Source organism: Rothia sp. (in: high G+C Gram-positive bacteria), assembly GCF_030540545.1.
GTDB lineage: Bacteria > Actinomycetota > Actinomycetes > Actinomycetales > Micrococcaceae > Rothia.
Genome location: NZ_JAUNVZ010000003.1, coordinates 277,605 through 296,116 on the forward strand (window position 1 = coordinate 277,605; position 18,512 = coordinate 296,116).

At 58.1% G+C, this 18,512-nt stretch carries 14 protein-coding genes and 1 pseudogene; 11 read left to right on the forward strand and 4 right to left on the reverse strand.

All coding sequences use genetic code 11. The features are described 5' to 3' along the window. Positions 1-254 precede the first annotated feature (254 nt). From pgsA to Q4P78_RS04295, 6 genes are all read left to right on the forward strand, one after another. The gene (gene pgsA, locus Q4P78_RS04270) at positions 255-857 is read left to right on the forward strand and encodes a CDP-diacylglycerol--glycerol-3-phosphate 3-phosphatidyltransferase (RefSeq protein WP_303339077.1); all 603 of its coding nucleotides are present in this window, start codon (positions 255-257) and stop codon (positions 855-857) included. A 3-nt stretch (positions 858-860) separates the two neighbouring features. Next, positions 861-1,364 carry a CinA family protein gene (locus Q4P78_RS04275; RefSeq protein ID WP_368660894.1) on the forward strand — a complete coding sequence of 168 codons (504 nt, stop codon included), beginning with the start codon at positions 861-863 and terminating at the stop codon, positions 1,362-1,364. A gap of 271 nt (positions 1,365-1,635) precedes the next feature. Next, positions 1,636-2,037 carry a helix-turn-helix domain-containing protein gene (locus tag Q4P78_RS04280; RefSeq protein ID WP_303339078.1) on the forward strand — a complete coding sequence of 134 codons (402 nt, stop codon included), beginning with the start codon at positions 1,636-1,638 and terminating at the stop codon, positions 2,035-2,037. 274 nt (positions 2,038-2,311) lie between these two features. Continuing rightward, on the forward strand, positions 2,312-2,530 hold the full coding sequence (locus Q4P78_RS04285; protein WP_303339079.1) for a DUF3046 domain-containing protein: 219 nt from the start codon (positions 2,312-2,314) through the stop codon (positions 2,528-2,530). Positions 2,531-2,794: 264 nt separating this feature from the next. After that, entirely contained in the window at positions 2,795-3,904 is a 1,110-nt protein-coding gene (gene recA / locus Q4P78_RS04290) for a recombinase RecA (protein ID WP_303339080.1), read from the forward strand. A gap of 192 nt (positions 3,905-4,096) precedes the next feature. After that, entirely contained in the window at positions 4,097-5,917 is a 1,821-nt protein-coding gene (locus Q4P78_RS04295; protein WP_303339081.1) for a regulatory protein RecX, read from the forward strand. A 51-nt stretch (positions 5,918-5,968) separates the two neighbouring features. On the opposite strand, the gene Q4P78_RS04300 is transcribed toward Q4P78_RS04295, so the two are convergent. Beyond that, positions 5,969-6,718: a phosphotransferase gene (locus Q4P78_RS04300; RefSeq protein WP_303339082.1), complete on the reverse strand. Its 750-nt coding sequence runs from the start codon at positions 6,716-6,718 to the stop codon at positions 5,969-5,971. A 148-nt stretch (positions 6,719-6,866) separates the two neighbouring features. Then, positions 6,867-8,480, reverse strand: a complete 1,614-nt coding sequence (locus Q4P78_RS04305; protein ID WP_303339083.1) for a hypothetical protein — start codon at positions 8,478-8,480, stop codon at positions 6,867-6,869. Between the two features lie 181 nt (positions 8,481-8,661). Between Q4P78_RS04305 and miaB the strand changes: the two genes are divergently transcribed. The 3 genes from miaB to dapF all read left to right on the forward strand — a co-directional run bounded on the left by miaB (position 8,662) and on the right by dapF (position 12,369). Beyond that, positions 8,662-10,188, forward strand: coding sequence for a tRNA (N6-isopentenyl adenosine(37)-C2)-methylthiotransferase MiaB (gene miaB / locus Q4P78_RS04310; RefSeq protein ID WP_303339084.1), 1,527 nt, complete (start codon positions 8,662-8,664; stop codon positions 10,186-10,188). 223 nt (positions 10,189-10,411) lie between these two features. Next, positions 10,412-11,395 carry a tRNA (adenosine(37)-N6)-dimethylallyltransferase MiaA gene (gene miaA / locus Q4P78_RS04315; RefSeq protein WP_303339086.1) on the forward strand — a complete coding sequence of 328 codons (984 nt, stop codon included), beginning with the start codon at positions 10,412-10,414 and terminating at the stop codon, positions 11,393-11,395. 50 nt (positions 11,396-11,445) lie between these two features. Further along, the gene (gene dapF, locus Q4P78_RS04320) at positions 11,446-12,369 is read left to right on the forward strand and encodes a diaminopimelate epimerase (protein ID WP_303339087.1); all 924 of its coding nucleotides are present in this window, start codon (positions 11,446-11,448) and stop codon (positions 12,367-12,369) included. 116 nt (positions 12,370-12,485) lie between these two features. On the opposite strand, the gene Q4P78_RS04325 is transcribed toward dapF, so the two are convergent. Next, positions 12,486-13,103 (reverse strand): class I SAM-dependent methyltransferase, encoded by a 618-nt coding sequence (locus Q4P78_RS04325; protein ID WP_303339088.1) that lies wholly within the window; start codon positions 13,101-13,103, stop codon positions 12,486-12,488. 231 nt (positions 13,104-13,334) lie between these two features. Between Q4P78_RS04325 and hflX the strand changes: the two genes are divergently transcribed. Both hflX and Q4P78_RS04335 read left to right on the forward strand, forming a co-directional pair. After that, the gene (hflX, locus tag Q4P78_RS04330; protein ID WP_303339089.1) at positions 13,335-15,011 is read left to right on the forward strand and encodes a GTPase HflX; all 1,677 of its coding nucleotides are present in this window, start codon (positions 13,335-13,337) and stop codon (positions 15,009-15,011) included. A 146-nt stretch (positions 15,012-15,157) separates the two neighbouring features. After that, positions 15,158-17,182, forward strand: coding sequence for an ATP-dependent DNA helicase (locus Q4P78_RS04335; RefSeq protein ID WP_303339091.1), 2,025 nt, complete (start codon positions 15,158-15,160; stop codon positions 17,180-17,182). 379 nt (positions 17,183-17,561) lie between these two features. On the opposite strand, the pseudogene Q4P78_RS04340 reads toward Q4P78_RS04335, so the two are convergent. Then, a pseudogene (locus tag Q4P78_RS04340) lies at positions 17,562-18,512 on the reverse strand (hypothetical protein); the annotation flags it as partial.

Sequence of the window (18,512 nt, forward strand, 5' to 3'; positions counted from 1 at the left end):
TGACTGCGCGGTAGGTACTGACCGGGCGTTAATAAACCCCATGATTCGATTCATAATGCGCTGTATCCCATAGCTGAAAGCTGGGGATACAGCGCATTCCTCTATCCTTCACCACTTCGCGGGGCACTTAGCCCCTCATCCTCCCCGAAAGCTTCCCCTCACCGAAAGCACAGATCAATGGGATACCATGGGTATAAAGCTCCACGCCGCCACAGGGCAGGCACGAGCCCCAGCACAGACAGGAAAGAAGAGCAATGAGCGACGCACCCACCGCCTCCAACTGGAACCTACCGAACTTCCTCACCACCCTGCGCATTATCGCCGTACCCTTCTTCATCTGGGCACTGGTCGCCGGCGGCACCTTCGGCGCGGATAACCCCGGCGCACGCTGGGCAGCCTGGGGCATCTTCATTGCCGCCATGATTACCGACTGGGCGGATGGCTACCTGGCGCGCTCGCGTAACCTGATTACCAGCTTCGGCAAAATCGCCGACCCGATCGCCGATAAGTTCATTACCGGCGCCGCTTTTATTGTGCTTTCCATGCTGGGCGAGCTGTGGTGGTGGGTGACCGCGTTGATTCTGCTGCGCGAATGGGGCATTACCATCATGCGTCTCTTCGTGATCAAATACGGTGTGATGGCGGCAAATAAGGGCGGCAAAATTAAGACCGTGCTGCAGACCGTCGCCATTGTGGTTATGTTGCTGCCGCTGGGTCTGCTCGGCACCGCATGGCTGATTCCCGGCTGGATTATTATGGGCGCGGCAACCTTTATGACCGTCTGGACCGGCCTGGTCTATGTGCGCGATGCGGCTCGACTGCGCGCAGCCTATTACGCCGAAAACCCTAAGGCATAGAGCATGAGCGTATACGCAGAGCAGATGAATGAGCAGATCCAGCAGACTGTGCAGCGGGCACACGAGCTGGCTATTGAGCACGGAATTACCCTGGCAACCGCTGAGTCCCTGACCAGCGGAGATCTCGCTGGAACCATTTGTACCGTCTCGGGTGCTTCGGCGTATTTTATGGGTGGCGTGGTGTCCTACGCTTCTTCGGTGAAGGCATCTGTGCTCGGTGTGTCCGAGACTCTTTTAGCGCAGGCCGGTAGTGTGGATGCGCGTGTTGCGCAGCAGATGGCTGCCGGTGCGGCGCGAGTGTGCGGTGCTCAATACGCGCTATCGACTACCGGTGTGGCAGGTCCCGAGCCGCACGATGGTAAGCCGGTTGGTACTGTCTTTATTGGCCTATCTACCCCTGAGGGGGTATTGGCTCGCGAGTACTCTTTTGAGGGTGATCGTGCAGCTATTCGAGCACAGTCGGTTCTTGCGGCTCTGACTGTGCTGGTTGAGGCTCTAGAAGCTTAGTTTTACCTGTTGTGGGGCACCTTAGCGCGTTTGGGACGGAGCAGATACGTCCCAAACGCGCTAAGGCCTCCCAAACGGGGGAGGTTATATTCTCAGGAAACATTCAGCTGCGGGGGAATAAAGGCATAGCTTGGCATGTTCTAATAGATGTAACACGCGGGCAGGATGTCCAGGTGTGACCGCTCGCCTAGCTCAGAGCGTAAAAATAGGCTAGGCTTAACAGATATAAGACCCGTTTGGGCAGAACTACTCTACAGAGGAGATTAAAGCTATGACTAAGCAACGTGTATCTATCAACGGTGTTACTCGCTGGATGGAAGTTGAGAGCGCTGCACCTGTGCAGGCTGTTCCTGTGGTTGAGGAGCCCAAGGTAGTGCCGCTGCGCCAGGCTATTGGTGAGGTACTGCGTGATGTTCGCCAGCGTCAGGGTCGTACCCTGCGTGAGGTTTCCCAGAAGGCTCGTGTGTCCCTGGGTTACTTGAGCGAGGTTGAGCGCGGTCAGAAGGAGGCGTCTTCGGAGCTGCTGGCTGGTATTTGCCAGGCGTTGGAGATCCCGATGTACCAGATGCTGCGTGAGGTTTCTGATCGTATGGCTATGCTTGAGGGCGTTCAGGTTCCGGATACTATCCCGGCTGAGATGTCTGAGCAGTACATGATGGCTAGCGTGGCATAAGCTTTGATGTGATAGCGGAGGGCAGGTCGTTTGACCTGCCTTTTGTTATGCCCCGTTTTTGTTACGCCTTGCGGTAGTGGGGAGGGTATCGGGTGTTCTTTAGCGCCGAGTTGGTATATCAGTGCTGAAGCGGTATCGAATGACTCGGGCTCCTCTCTGTGCCCTGAGTGAATGGGCGCTCATTCCGAAGTGTGCGCCTCAAGGGGCGTGTCATACTATGTCATAAACCTGTCTTAAATCTGTCATATTCGGGCTGTGTTAGCGGAGGTGAGCGTTGAAGTTAAGTGAATTTTGGGTGTTTATGGAGCATGAATTTGGTGCTTCCTATGCTCGTGTTCTAGCAAAAGACCTGGTTTTGGGTGCTCTGGGGGATTGCACGGTTCAGCAGGCACTGGACGCGGGTGTGGATCCTCGAACTGTCTGGGAGCAGGTGTGTATTGTGCAGGATGTCCCGGAATCTCGCCGTTTTGGGCCGGATATTAAGCCTCGCTAGGGGCGCCTCCGACGCCGGGAAGCGGGGCGTGTTCGAAAAGTATCGAAAATTTTTCCCGGAAACACGTGCGATATAGTCGTAAAACTGTTCTATATTTGGTAGACTTATCCACAGAGGCGCCGTTTTGATAGTTTTCGCCCGGTTTTTCCACAGATTTGTGGGAACCCGCTTAACCTGTCCGCTTGGGTGCCTATAGTAGTAAGCAACAGGGGGCACCCGCCCCTGAATGAACTCTGAATCAAACTTAAGAAGAAGGTATATACAGTGGCTAAGAACTCTAAAGTTCAGACCGTGACCCGTGTTGCCGAAGAAGGTCGCGCCAAGGCTCTTGCAGACGCCATGGCAAAGATTGAAAAGAACTACGGCAAGGGCGCGGTGATGCGCCTGGGCGAGAAGACTAACACCCAGGTGGAGGTTATCCCCACCGGTGCTATTGCTCTGGATGCTGCACTGGGTATTGGTGGTCTGCCTCGCGGTCGTGTGATCGAGATTTACGGTCCGGAATCTTCCGGTAAGACTACCGTGGCTCTGCACGCTGTGGCTAACGCTCAGAAGGCTGGCGGCGTGGCTGCATTCATCGATGCGGAGCACGCTCTGGATCCTCAGTATGCGGCTAAGCTGGGCGTGGATATTGACGCTCTACTGGTTTCTCAGCCGGATACCGGTGAGCAGGCTCTGGAGATCATGGACGTGCTGGTTGGTTCCGGCGCGGTGGATATTATTGTGGTTGACTCCGTGGCGGCTCTGGTTCCCAAGGCTGAAATTGAGGGCGATATGGGTGATTCCCATGTAGGTCTTCAGGCTCGTCTGATGTCTCAGGCTCTGCGTAAGATTACCGGCCGCCTGGCGTCTTCCGGTACTACCGCAATTTTCATTAACCAGCTGCGTGAGAAGATCGGCGTGTTCTTTGGTTCTCCTGAGACCACGACCGGTGGTAAGGCTCTGAAGTTCTACGCTTCGGTGCGTATTGATATCCGCCGTATTGAGACTCTGAAGGACGGCGCGAACCCGATTGGTGCGAAGACTCGCGCTAAGGTTGTGAAGAATAAGATGGCTCCGCCCTTCAAGCAGGCTGAGTTCGACATTCTCTACGGTGAGGGTATCTCCGTTGAGGGTGGCATTCTGGACCTGGCGGTGGATCACGATATTGTGAAGAAGTCCGGCGCATGGTTCACCTATGAGGGTGAGCAGCTGGGTCAGGGCCGCGAGAACGTGCGTAAGCTGCTCAAGGACAACCCTGAGCTGACCGAGGAACTGCAGCATAAGGTCCTGGTAAAGCTGGGTATTATTGAAGCTGATGAGCCGGAGGCTGTTGAGGGCGAGGCAGCTACTGCTGAGTCTGATCCTCTGGATGAGCTTTCGGATGAGCTGTAGGCTTATAGCTTGTAATGTGTAGCTAGCCTAATAGGTACGGCGCGCCCCGGTGCGTTGTGTATGGCGTGGGGTGTCGCATGTGAATGCGGCACCCCACGCTGTGCTATCTGCTGGGTGTGCTTGGCATCAGTGATAGGGTAGTAGTGGTGCGTATTCGCGTTGGGAATCTATACCATAGGGGAGGAGGATATAGTGGCTGAATCTGGTAACAATCAGGACCATTGGCTCAGCTCTGCCTGGGAGGCAGAAGAGACCGAGGCGCCGAGTTTTTTGCCTGTGGATGAGCTGAATATTTCCGCTTCTTTTGCAGCGGTAGAACCTGAAGAGATTGTGCCGCTGGCGAGCTATACTCCCGACCCGCTGTTAGATAGTGCGGAGCCTGAGCCGCTGAGTTTTGAGCCTGCTCATATTGCCCCTATTGATTCTGTCTCCTCTGATTTTCTGCTTTCCGATTCTGCACAGGCTGAGCCGGTAGAGATTTTTGAGCCGGTTATTTCTGAGCCTGACATCTCTGAAGTCGCTGAGTCTGAGCCTGTTGTGCCTGAAGCAGCGGGTTCCGAACCCTATTTTTATATTCAGGAGTTTGATTTTAGCCCTCCTGTTTTTGACGCACCGTTCTCGGATGATTCCCCGGCGGATAGTCGGGTTCCCGAAGAACCCTACGCGGGCTACGAGCCCGGTTTTGCGCTGCCCGAATCGGAAGCTCCCGATTTTGCTGTACCCGATAGTGTAGAGCCCGAAGAGCCTAAGAGTGTTGCACCGTTAGAACCAGCCGAAGACCTGGACTCTATGCCCGCGTGGAAGCGCCGCCTGCGTCAGCAGCAGGCTGAACTGGGCATTGGCGCCGCAGCTCAGCAGAGCGCTGTGCCAATAGAATCTGGGTCTAAAACCCCTGGCTCTAAAACATCTGCACCTGATAAGAAGCCTGCACACGTATCCGAGTCCCGCCCGGTAGCCCGCGCTCAGGCATCGCAAAAGACTCGTTCTAAAACCGTTGCTTCGAAAAGCTCTGTCGAACCTGCACAGACTACCGCGCATAAGGCTGCATCTGAAAACCGCAAAGCACCCGGAACACTCCCGAGCACGGGGGAGTACCCTGCGTGGCATCCTGCGGCTTTGGGGCTGGCTGAGGATATTCCCGACCCAGAAAACGCTCCCGCGCGCCCGGCGTCTTCTTCATCGGACAATTCTTCATCGGAACAGGAGAGCGAAGAGAGCAGCTCGCCTAAGAGCACAAAGAATACTAAAAAGCGCTATGAGCGCCGCTATAACCCGGACCGTAAGCGTGGCTTCCGCCGATTCAAAGAATCGGAGAAATCGCCCTACGCTCCGGCAATTGGCGCGCGCCCGGCTGAGGAAAAACCCAAATCTAAGCGCGCCTCCAAGCCGCTCTTTGCCGAAGGATCCAGCCTCAATGAAGCACTAACCCCTGAAGAAGAAGCTTTTATTCGCGGTTTGGCGGCGGAGGAAAACACCGCCGTGCCCGGGCAGAAGCGTGGTCGTCAGAGGGAAGAGATTGACCCCTATGTGCAGGCGCGCACGATTGTGTATAACCAGTTGGCGTATTCTGCGAAGAGCCGTCAGCAGCTGCGCGCCAAGCTGGAGTCTAAGGGCTTCGAGTCGGATTTGATTGAGCCTCTGCTGGATAAGTTCCAGGCTGCGAATCTGATTGATGATGCCCAGTATGCGCGTGATTTTGTGGCTCAGCGCGGTTCAGGTAAGAAGCTGTCGCGCGCGGCTCTACGTAGGGAGTTGAAGACTCGCGGTATTGTGGGCGATATGGCCGAGGAGGCTTTGGCTCAGCGCACGGATGCCGATGAGCGTGCCGATGCTGCCGAGCTGGTGCGTAAGAAGCTGCGCCCGTCTATGGATTTGGAGGATCGTACGGAGCGGGATAAGGTCATGCGTCGCCTGGTGGGTATGCTGGGTCGCCGTGGCTATTCTGCGGGTATTGCCTACTCGGTGGTCAAGCAGGAGGTCGACTCCTTCCGCGAGGAGCATGGAAAAGCATAAGCATGAGAGAGGCAGAGGTGGGTGGCGTATGTACACGGCTGAATAGTGTATTTAGCCTTCGGGTAGTGCCGATAGCCACGAAATCCAGGCAATCTTCTCTTCATCCACCCGATCCCAACCATAGGATGCTAAAAATAGATCCGTGTATTCTTCCGTGTGCAGGTTATACGCCAGGGACCAGATGGCCCAATATAAATCAATGGCGGCATCCCCAAAACCTGCCTGACCCCAGTCAATAAAGGTGATGGTGCGGGCATCGTGCAGGATATTGGGTAGGCAGGCGTCCCCATGAATAAAGATATTCGCGCTTAGCTCGCAGGGCGGCGCGTCCTTTATGGAGGCTGGTAGAGGGTAGCGCTCCAGCAGGTATTCTCTCTCCGTGGCGTGCTCGATATTGAACTTCTTGTATAGCTCCAGGTACTCCGTGTGCTGTGGAGATAGTTCTGCGCTCAGTTGGTGGTCGTGCAACTGACGGTCGTGTAATTGACGCAGTGCACGACCGTATAGGTGGCATAGAAGATCGGGGTTATCCGTCAGAGTTGTTAGGGTTTGCCCTCGGGCAGCTTCGGTCAGTAGATAGTCTTTGTCTTCGCTCAGGTAGAGGAGTACCTGCACGGCTAGGTTTTCCTGGGCTAAGAGTGCGGTCATGTTCGCTTCAGCCTGTAGGGAACCCTTGGCGCCTATTTTGAGGAATAAGTCCTCGCCCAGGGCGTAGACTGTCGCCTGGGAATGGCAGGACATATCCGTCCAGTCCCTGTCGCCGATGAGCTCTTTAACGCTGTGGGGTAGGTTTTCCATCATGATTCTTGGGCTGTGCTTCTAGGGTTAGTGAGCGGATTGACAGTATAGTACTGAGGCTCGGGAGTTTACCCGCTGGCGGCATGATTGCGATACTTGTGGGTACGAAAGATAGAATGGACACTTTATATTTCAGGTGTAGGTGCCGGTCCTAGACCTCAAGGGTGCGCAGGCGAGAAATGGCTTCCTCAATCACAGGCATGAGGGTCGCGCGATACTCAGCGCTCAGAGACTGCGACTCAATCTCAGGTAGGGAGAGCTCGGGCAGAGAAAGGTCAGGTAGGCTCAGCTCAGGATGCTCAGCGCTCGCCTCAGTCCCCTCAGCATCTGCCATCTCAGACAGCAGAGCCTCAGAAACCACCTCATCAGCGCTAGAAACCGAAGCAGCGTTCCCCGGCTCAGCACCACTCTCGCCCGGCACATCCTCCAGAGCAATAGCCAGCAGAGCCTGCATAAAATCAGCCGCCTCACTGCACAGCACCGGCAGCAACGCCGCACGTTCACTACGCCCATACAGCTCAATCAGAGTGCAAGCAATCATGAGAGTGCACAGGGTAATATCCAACGCCAAATCAGCATCCAAATCACGGCTACCCCACAGCGCCAGATACAGCGGCGCCATATCGCGCTCGCGCTCCACACGATACCCCGGATACGCAGGAGAAGAAGGGAAACCCAACATAACCTCGGCAAAAAGCATGCCGCGGTGTACAAAACCACTACCCTCAGCATCCACACCGCGCGCCGGAACCGCAGGTGAAGACACTGCCGAGGCAAAACCCAGCGACGACGGGGAGCAGAGCACATTCTCAGGATTAAAATCGCCCGTGCTGACCATATAATCCGCGCCGCGTGTCGCCGCAAAAGCACGTGCCAACTCATCATTAGCCAGGGTAGCCCGCGCCAAAAACGCCGGCTGAGCAATACGCTTAAAGGCAAAACGCAGCTGAGTATAAGGATCCGTTTCTCCCGCCGGCGCACTCTCAGGAAAGAGCTTCGCCGCGCCGCGAGAAGCCAGCGAAAAAGACGCCGCACCACCGGGGAAGGGCGAGCGAGAATCCAAAGACGCCAACTCGCGGCGGAACGCCAGGGCGGCATCCGCATCCACCGGAATACCACCCAGCGCCGCATAAAACTCAGTCAGCGCACGGAAACCCGAACGACGCACCACCGAATCATCACTAGCCAGAGCACGCGCCAGGGGCACAGGATCAGCAAAAGAAGCGCTACTATCCTCCAGCACAATCGCACGCAGCGATTCAGAATGAGTGTAATAACCCGGCAGGGCACCATCAGTCAGCGCAGAAAAATGACGAGCCGCCGCCAACTCACGCGCCAAGCCAAAACCACCCGAATTATGCAGGCTATCGCGGCGACGGAAATGCTTAACCACCACACGCATCACCTGGCCGGTACGCGCATGACGATAGCGCAGACGCAACACAATAGAGCGCATACTCGTACCCAAAATCTGGCAATGCACCAGCTCACGCGGGCTATGCTCAGGCATAGTACGACCCAAAGGAGCGCTCGCAGTCCACTCCAATAGCTGGGACGCAAAACGACGGAACTTCTTCGAATCCGCCGGCGCATGACCGGGCGCCGGAACATAGGCGCGAATAGCCTGCTCCAACACATCGGCAGGCTCAGGAGTGGAAATCACCGACAGCGCGGGCACCGGCGCGGGCAGGGTGCGCAGGCTCTGCGGCTGCGGAATCATAGGAATAACAGAGGTTTCTAAAGTGACAGCGGTAGTGTCAAGCATATACAAATCCCGGAAAGAAAAGTTGAGTATATCGGTGCTTTGATTATATAGCGTGCATAAGAATAATGCGCGATGAGTGTGTTTTCAGGCACGCAAGGCGCACCAAACCCGCCCAGTCGATAAGTACAGACTAAGGAAGACCTGCATAGAGCGCACCACTAAATTTTTATACCCTAAAGGCGTGAGTATCACCCTAGAAAACGCAGTAACCCAAGAAGAAATCGACAACGCCGACAAGAAACGCACCTACGAAGTGCGCACCTTCGGCTGCCAGATGAACGTCCACGACTCCGAGCGCATGTCCGGTCTGCTCGAAGCCAACGGCTACACGCGCGTTGAAGAAGGCGAAACCCCCGACCTGGTGGTATTCAACACCTGCGCCGTGCGAGAAAACGCATCCAACCGACTCTACGGCAACCTCGGCCAGCTCAAGCCCATCAAGGCACAGCACGAAGGTATGCAGATCGCCGTCGGCGGCTGCCTGGCACAGAAAGACCAAAACGCCATTATCGAAAAGGCGCCCTGGGTCGATGTGGTCTTCGGTACCCACAATATCGGCTCCCTGCCCGCCCTGCTCGAGCGCGCCCGCCACAATCACGAGGCGCAGGCAGAGCTGCTCGAATCCCTGGAGATCTTCCCCTCCACCCTGCCCACCAAGCGCGATAATGTGTACTCCGGCTGGGTATCCATCTCCGTGGGCTGCAATAACACCTGTACCTTCTGCATCGTTCCCTCCCTGCGTGGTAAAGAGAAGGACCGCCGCCCCGGCGATATCCTTGCCGAAGTACAGGCACTGGTTGACGACGGCGCCATTGAGGTGACCCTGCTCGGTCAGAACGTGAACTCCTACGGCGTGGAATTTGGCGACCGTCAGGCATTCTCCAAACTGCTGCGCGCCTGCGGTGAGATTGAGGGTCTGGAACGCGTGCGTTTCACCTCCCCGCACCCGGCAATGTTCACCGACGACGTGATCGATGCCATGGCCGAAACCCCGAACGTTATGCCCGTGCTGCACATGCCGCTGCAGTCCGGCTCTGACAAGGTGCTCAAGGACATGCGCCGCTCCTACCGATCCAAGAAGTTCCTGGGAATTCTGGAGAAGGTACGCGAGCGCATCCCCAACGCCGTGATCACCACCGATATTATTGTGGGCTTCCCCGGCGAGACCGAAGAGGACTTCCAAGACACCCTGCGCGTGGTGGAGCAGGCGCGCTTCTCCTCGGCCTTTACGTTCCAGTACTCCATTCGCCCCGGTACCCCCGCAGCAACCATGGACAACCAGGTACCCAAGGAGGTTGTGCAGGAGCGCTACGAGCGTCTGATCGCCCTGCAGGACCGTATTGCTGCCGAAGAGAACCGCAAGCAGCTGGGTAAGACCGTGGAGCTGATGGTTGTTGCCGAGTCCGGTCGTAAGGCTCAGCAGACTCATCGTTTGGCAGGTCGCGGCCCCGACCAGCGCCTGGTGCACTTCTCCGTGCCCGCCGGTTGCGAAACTCCGCGCCCCGGCGATATGGTGACCGTGCCTATTACCGAGGCGGGTTCCTTCCACCTGCTCTCCGACCCGAGCGCTGAGGAATACACTCTGCGCCGTACTCGCGCGGGTGATGCATGGAATCGTTCCCAGGCTGATTCTTGCGGTGCCGGTACCACTCAGGTCTCCGGCGGTCCGGTGGGTCTGGGTATGCCGACCATTGGTTTGCGCAAGTAAATACATATAAATTGTGCGAGCGCACGATTCTCTGCAATGAGCGGGGAATCGTGCGCTTATTGTGTTTCTACGGTGAGTTATAAAGCGCTCGTATGTGCGACTCGTGCCACGCTTTACATGCTCGCTAGAGATGCAGGACCGAAACTCAATGGCACGCTTAGCCGCTTTAGCGACAGGGGCGCCTTCTGCTCAAAACACCGCGCGTACCACGTAAAATAGAAGAATGACCTCCCAGCTTAATAACCTTGAGAAAACCCTGCCCATTATTGCCATTGTGGGCGCCACCGGCACGGGTAAAAGCGCGCTCGCCATTGCCCTGGCGCGTGAGCTGGGAGGCGAATGCATTAACGCCGACTCCATGCAGTTCTACCGCGGTATGAATATCGGCACCGCCAAAATTACTGCTGAGGAAATGCAGGGCGTGCCGCACCACCTGCTGGATATCATGGATATTCACGAAGAGGCGTCTGTGGCTCAATTCCAGGCACAGGCGCGTGAGCTTTTTGCTCAGATTCGTGCCCGCGGTAAGTACCCGATTCTAGTAGGTGGCTCCGGGCTCTATGTGCGCGCCGCCCTGGATGTGCTGGAGTTCCCCGGAACCGACCCCGCGGTGCGTGCTCGCCTGGAGGCAGAGGCAGCGCAGCGGGGGATTGGTGCCCTGCATGAGCGCTTGGCGGCTGTGGACCCGGAGTCGGCGGCGCGGGTGAACGATGAACGTCGCATTATTCGCGCCCTGGAAGTCTGGGAGGTTGAGGGGCGCCCCTTTAGCGCCTTTATGCCCGTGCGCGAGTATGTGTCCCCGGCGGTGCAGATTGGGCTGGATATGGATCGTGCGGCTCTGCACGAGCGGCTGCATGCGCGCGTTGTGGCTATGGCCGATGCCGGTCTTCTGGAGGAGGTCCACCAGCTGGAGGCTCAGGGCTTGAGGCAGGCAAAAACCGCCTCTCGAGCCATTGGCTACCGTGAATTCTTGAAGGCTCTGGAGAGTGCGCGTAGTCAGCTATCCGGACTCGCCGCCTCTGAAGGCTTGGAGGAGTACACCCTGGAGCAGGCGATTGAGGATACGACCATTGCTACGCGCCAGTTCGCGCGCCGCCAGATTACCTGGTTCCGCGCCGACCCGCGCGTGCACTGGCTGGATGCCACCGACCCTAACCTACTGCCCGAAGCTATGCGAATCATTGAAGAAGACTACCCGCAGGGCTAAACGCGTACAATAAACACAAGAAACTTTTACCCCACGAGAAGGAGCAGAGCATGAGCGCTTGGGGAGAACTGGCGGAGAAGAACCTCACCAAAGGCCACGGAACCGGTAATGATTTCGTCTTCCTCACCGACCCGGAAGCCGCCATCCTTTTGGACGCCGAACTGGTAGCGCGCGTATGCGACCGCCACTTCGGCATTGGCGCAGACGGCTTTATTCGCGCGGCAAAGAGCGAATCCCTTGCCGCCGGTCAGGCACTGCTCGAGGAGCACCCCAACGCCACCTGGTTCATGGACTACCGCAATGCTGACGGCTCCATCTCCGAAATGTGTGGCAACGGCGTGCGCGCTTATGTGGAGTACCTGCGCACCGAGGGTCTGATCGACCTGGAAATCGGCGATACTGTGCAGATCGGCACCCGCGCGGGTGTCAAGACCGTGGCTCGCACCGAAGACGGCTACGCTATCGATATGGGTCCCTGGGGCTTTATTCACGGCGATGCTGCACGCGAATCCGGCGAAGATTCTCAGGTCTCGGCACGCGGTCTGAAGACTCCGCGCGCCGCCGTGTCCATTACCATGGGTAACCCGCACACAGTGACCCTGCTCGGCTCCGAGGCAAAGCTGAACGGTCTGGATCTGACCGAGCAGCCCCTGGTCACCCCGCGACCCCCGCAGGGCACCAATGTTGAGTTCGTGGTTCCCCTGGAACTGGAACATGAGGAAGGCGCTCAGGTGGGTGCTATCCGCATGCGCGTGCACGAGCGCGGCGTGGGCGAGACTCTCTCCTGCGGTACCGGCGCCTGCGCGGCTGCTGCAGCAACCCGCTTCTGGGGTGGGGAAGAAGCCCCCGATGAGTGGCTGGTACACGTACCCGGTGGTACCCTGGCGGTCACCTTCGTCACCGGCCCGGATGAGCTGGAACATGTGGTGCTCGCAGGCCCTGCCGAGATGGTCTCCACCGTCGTGCTGCGCTAAGGGCTAGGCTAGATAAGCAGCGGATAAAGCAATAGAGAAGACCCCGATAGTTCTCGAATCAAGAACTATCGGGGTCTTTTCTACATATCACCCTGCATGGCAGGAGGGGACAAGCCTTAGGCGGTGCGCGCTACTTCCAGCAGACGGAAGCCCTTCGAAGTGCTATAGCGACTCACCTCGTACTGACCCTCAACCTCAGCCAGCGCCTTATCCAGCCAGGTCAGCAGGGAATCAGCACCCAGATTCTTCTGAACCACCAGGTAGGCAACCCCGTCCACAGCAAGGCGCGGCAGCCAGGTCAGCAGAATCTCGTGTAGCACCTCCTTACCCACACGAATGGGCGGGTTGGACCAGATCGTATCAAAACGCAGATCCGCCGGTACCTCTTCGGGGGAGGCAATACGCACATTGGAGAGGCGGTTATCGGCGGCATTCATGAGTGCCAGGGAGCGGGAACGCTCATTGACATCCACACCGTATACGGTCGCGGAGGGCGCGAGCATTGCCATGGTCATCGTGATCGGACCCCAACCGCACCCAATATCGAGCATAGTGGCGCCTCGCGGCTCGGGCGCGTCGGCAAGCAGCACGGCGGTGCCCTTATCAATACCGCCGGGGCTGAAAATACCGTTGGCGGTGGTCACGCTCAGGGACTGACCGGCAAGATTCACACGGATTTTCTTCGGCTTATAGGCGGTCTCGGGGGAGTTCGTAAAATAATGCTGCTCGCTCATAATCTTTAGTGTACGGTATACGGGCGCTCGCCGGAATATCGACGGCAGCGCGCACGATGCGCAGCACCCGCGCGAGGAAGACAGACCGGGGCACAAGCCGGGGTACATACCGGGGCGCAGAAGCCCGCGGATAGAGTAGGGAAGGCGGGAATTCACCCGCAGATAAAAAGCTATTGTTTGCCTCTCTTTTTCACCCTCTAGGCACCAAAAAGAAGTAGAATTAAAGAACCTATGAATAGTTTTGAACATACCTCGAACAATGGTGAAAAAAGCGGCAAGATGCCCAGCGATGAGCAGCTGCGCCGCACAGTCGATCGAGTACTGGGACGTTCCCAGGAACCCACTGTCCATACTTTCCCGGCAGAACACGCCGGCGGCGTGCTGGGTTCGCGCGCCCGCGAGCTGAGCGATAACCAGCGAGAACATTCCGAATACGACGGCGACCAGCAGGATCTGGCTGAGCGTCGCGCCCTGCGCCGCACCGGCGCGCAGAGTCTCTCCACCGAGCTGGAAGACGTGACCGAAGTTGAGTACCGCCAGCTGCGCCTGGAACGCGTGGTGCTCGCCGGCCTGTGGACCGAAGGCACCCTGGAAGATGCCGAAAACTCCCTGCGAGAGCTCGCCGCCCTGGCAGAAACCGCAGGCTCGGAGGTCATGGACGGCCTGGTTCAGCGCCGCCTCAAGCCCGACCCCGGCACCTTCCTGGGCTCCGGTAAAGCATTGGAACTCAAAGACCTGGTAGAAGCCACCGGCGCCGACACCGTGATTGTCGACTCCGAGCTCGCTCCCTCCCAGCGCCGCGCCCTGGAAGATATCGTCAAGGTCAAGGTCATTGACCGCACCGCGCTGATCCTGGATATTTTCGCCCAGCACGCCAAGTCCCGCGAAGGTAAAGCGCAGGTTGAGCTGGCTCAGCTGGAGTACATGCTGCCCCGTCTGCGCGGTTGGGGTGCTTCCCTGTCCCGCCAGGCTGGTGGCCGTGCCGCAGCCGGTGAAGGTATCGGTTCTCGCGGCCCGGGTGAAACTAAGATTGAGCTGGATCGTCGTCGCCTGCGTGCACGCATGGCTAAGCTCAAGCGTGAAATTGCCGCCATGGCGCCTGCGCGTGAAACTAAGCGCCTGAACCGTAAGCGTCACCGCGTGCCCTCGGTTGCAATCGCCGGTTACACCAATGCGGGCAAGTCCTCCCTGCTCAACCGCCTGACCGACGCGGGCGTCCTGGTGGAAAACGCGCTCTTTGCGACCCTGGACCCGACCGTGCGCAAGGCACAGACCCCGGACGGTATTGGTTACACCCTGTCCGATACCGTGGGTTTCGTGCGTTCCCTGCCTACCCAGCTGGTGGAGGCATTCCGCTCCACCCTGGAAGAGGTCGCCGACGCTGATGTGATCGTGCACGTGGTGGATGCTTCCCACCCCGACCCCGAAGGCCAGATTCGCGCCGTGCGTGAGGTCATTGCCGAGGTGGACGGCGCGCGCATCCCCGAAATTATTGTGCTGAACAAGGCCGATGTTGCTGACCCCTTCGTGCTGGAGCGCCTGCTGCAGCGCGAACGCAACAGCGTGGTGGTTTCCGCCCGCACCGGCGAGGGTCTGGATGAACTTAAACAGCTGATTGCGGATATGATTCCGCGCCCCTCCATTGAGGTTAAGCTGCTGGTACCCTATGCCCACGGAGAGGTGCTCTCGCGCCTGCACGAATGGGACGCAGACATTAAGCGCACCGCCTACACCACGGACGGCACCTACGTTCAGGCGCTGGTGCGTGAAGATGTCGCCGGTGAGCTTGCCGAATATGTGCTGGATGCCGAGCTTTTGGAAATCCTCGAAGCTGAGCTGGAGGACGCTGAAAACGCCCAGGCCGGTACCGCACGCAATACCTTAGCCGAAAACACCGCGCAGGTATAGCTCTGATATAGAGCCGCCGCCGGGTACCGGGTTGAACCGAGCCCGGCGGTGCGGTGCCTCGCAGCATACTGCAAAGATAGCGCGCACTGTGCACTAAGCGCGCCCGAAAATACTCAACCCAGCACGTCACCAGCATAAGGAGCACCATGAGCGCACCCACCAACGCCGCCGGCATCTCCGAACTGCGCACCATCCCCGGAGCAGCCGCAGCCCTAGACCTGCTGGACGAAGTTATCGAAGCCACCGGCGGATCCCAACGCGCCGGTCAGCAAACCATGGCAGCCCACGTAGCCCAAGCCATGGAACTCGAACGCCACCTGCTCGTACAAGCAGGCACCGGCACCGGCAAATCCCTCGGCTACCTCGTGCCCGCCCTGGAACGCATCGAAACCAGCGATAAACCCATTATTGTCGCCACCGCAACCCTGGCGCTACAATCCCAGATCGTCAACCGCGACATCCCGCGCCTGCTCGAAGCCATGGAAGGCACCCCCGTCGCCGAAGCGCACGTCGCCATCCTCAAAGGCCGCAGCAACTACCTATGCCTGCACAAACTCGAAGGCGGCTACCCCGAAGAAGAACCCGACGCGCTCTTCGACCTGCCCGCCCGACCCACCAGCCGAGTCGGCGAAGACGTACTGCGCCTGCGCCAATGGGCCGAACGCACCGAAACCGGCGACCGCGACGAACTCAAACCCGGCGTATCCGACCTAGCCTGGTCACAAGTCTCCGTCTCATCCGCAGACTGCCTGGGCAAACGCTGCCCCCTGGTCGAAGAATGCTTCAGTGAACGCGCCCGCGCCGAAGCCACCGAAGCAGATATCGTCATTACCAACCACGCCCTGCTGGCAATCAACGCCTTCGAGGGCCTAGCAGTGCTACCCGAACACGACACGGTCATTATCGACGAAGCCCACGAACTGGCAGATCGAGTCACCGGAGCGGTCACCGGCACTCTCTCACCGCGCATGATTGACCGTGCCGCGCGCAGCCTCAAAAAGAACTCCAAAGTATCACCCGTACCGCTCTCTAACGCCGCGAACTCCCTAGACCGTGCGCTCAACGGCGTACCCGAAGGGCTACTGGCGCGAGGTGTTGAAGGGCACCTGCTCGCCGCGCTTGCCAGCGTACAAGACGCCGCGCGCGCCGCCATGTCCGACTCCAAACCCGGAGACTCCAAAGAAATCGACGCCGGATTGCAAATCGCGCGCTCGCGAGTCAACGAAGTACTCGAAGCATCCACCCGCATGCTCGAAGCCGCTGGAGAACACGAAGTGCTCTGGGTATCGCGCCCGCGCGTTTTCGAAAACGGACGCTACCAGGAGGCAGCACCTGACGACCCCGCAACCCTGCACATCGCCCCGCTTTCGGTTGCCGGGCGACTGCGCGAGGGTCTTTTCGATGGCAAAACCGTGATTCTCACCAGCGCAACCCTAACCGTCGGCGAGTCCTTCGACGCGGCCGCTGGGGCTCTGGGACTTATGGGACCCGGCGCGCCCGCATGGAATGGAATCGACGTCGGCTCACCCTTTAACTATCCCAAACAGGGCGTGCTCTACGTTGCCTCCGACCTGCCCGAACCCAAATTTGGGGTCAGTCGTGAGCAGCTTCAGCGCTTACTGGAACTCTGCGAAGCATCCGGAGGCGGGGCGCTTGGGCTCTTCTCTTCCAAGAGGGGCGCCGAGCAGGCGGCAGAATACATCCGCGAACATAGCGATTTGAACGTGCTGCTGCAGGGTGAATCCTCTCTTGCTGCACTGGTTGAAGAGTTCACTGAAGACACTGACTCATGCCTTTTTGGCACCATGAGCCTGTGGCAGGGCGTGGACGTACCCGGCGACTCATGCCGCCTGGTTATCATGGATCGTATTCCTTTCCCGCGCCCGAACGACCCGTTGACCCAGGCGCGTACCACCGCCACTAACCAGCACGGTGGCAATGGTTTTATGAGTGTTTCTGCCTATCACGCGGCGATTCGTATGGCGCAGGGTGCCGGACGTCTGATTCGCTCCGTGAACGATAGGGGAGTGGTCGCGATTCTTGACTCGCGCATGGCAACCAAACGCTATGGCGGGTACCTAATGCGCTCCCTGCCGCCGCTATGGACCACCCAGAAAAAGGACGTGGTTCTGGCAGCGCTGGGCCGATTGCGTGAATCCATTCGATCCTAGTCGTGTGCTTTCAGGGCTATGGTTGCGCTTTGTATTGTGAAGGCGAGAGCAGAGAGCCCGTTTCAGCTCAAATAACGCCGACCCCGCACTATCTAATACAGGTTTTGCTGTATAGGTAGTGCGGGGTTTGTCATAACTCGCGAGTCGTGGACCTCCACACTCGCCTCTGTGCTTGCGTTTCCGAGCTAGCTGCGGTCACCAATCCGGCAAGGCTGTGGCTGTGAATCCGGCTAGGTTGTGGTCAGCTATCCGGCAAGGCTACGGCTGAAACACCCGCATGGGATGAACCTCTTCAGCCCAGGTAAGAAACACACCCAAGCGAACCCGGGAACGCACCTGCCAGAGGCTCGTCCCATACACAAAAACCACACGCTAAACCCTACGTATACGGCCACCACGAATACTCATACCGCCACTCAGAATCACCACGACCAGAGGCATCCGCATGATACTTCGACCCCGTCCGCAGATCAGCTACACGCAACCGAGGATTAGGGTTCGACCAATCAGGCTTCTGACCGCATCCACGAGCTTGCGGATCTTCCTTGCAGGTCTTGGCTACCGGGTAATAATTCCTCACAAAAGAACGCACTAACACCGGCTCACTCCACCGTATTTCCTGCTCCGGTAGCCATTGCCAGGGGCCGTCTCCGATTTTGAAACGTCCGGCGTACACTACTTCAACATAGGCGTGGAAATTACCGGTATTTTCAAATACGTGGCTGCTGGGGGATTCATCCGGTATCCTGCCACCATGTGGGCCGTCCTTCATGGGCTGATGCTCACTGCCTGGGTTGTATACAATGCGTGTGCTGTTTTCCAGTCCGTCACCGTAGTGGTAGATGTAGGTGACCGGTACGGCTTCGATGGTTCCTTCGCCGCTGAGCATTGGTCCGCTGTAGATGGCTTTGGCGCTGTCGATGCGGGTGTAGAAGTGTAGGATTTCGTTGTTGAATACTAGCACTGCGGTGCCGTTGAGTAGTGTGTCTTGGCTGTCGAAGTGTAGGGTGGGTTTGGGGGAGTCGAGTTCGAGGAATTTTTTGCGTGCTTCTGCTAGCTGTTGGGCGTAGGTGATGCGTGGGGTTTCCTCGGTTTCGCTTGTTTCGGGGGTTGTGTCGGTGGGTGTTCCTTTCGTATCGGGGTAGGGGATGCATCCGGTGGTTTTGCCTGCTTCGTCGTGGTCGAAGGTTGAGCCTTGGATGGTGGCGACGTAGCCTGGTTTGCCGTTGAGGGTGCAGGTGTGTGGGTTGGTGTCGGGTGTGGCGTAGGAGCTGCCGTCGTTGTATTTGTGGTGCTCCCAGTTCACCTGAATCGCTTGGGCATTACTCTG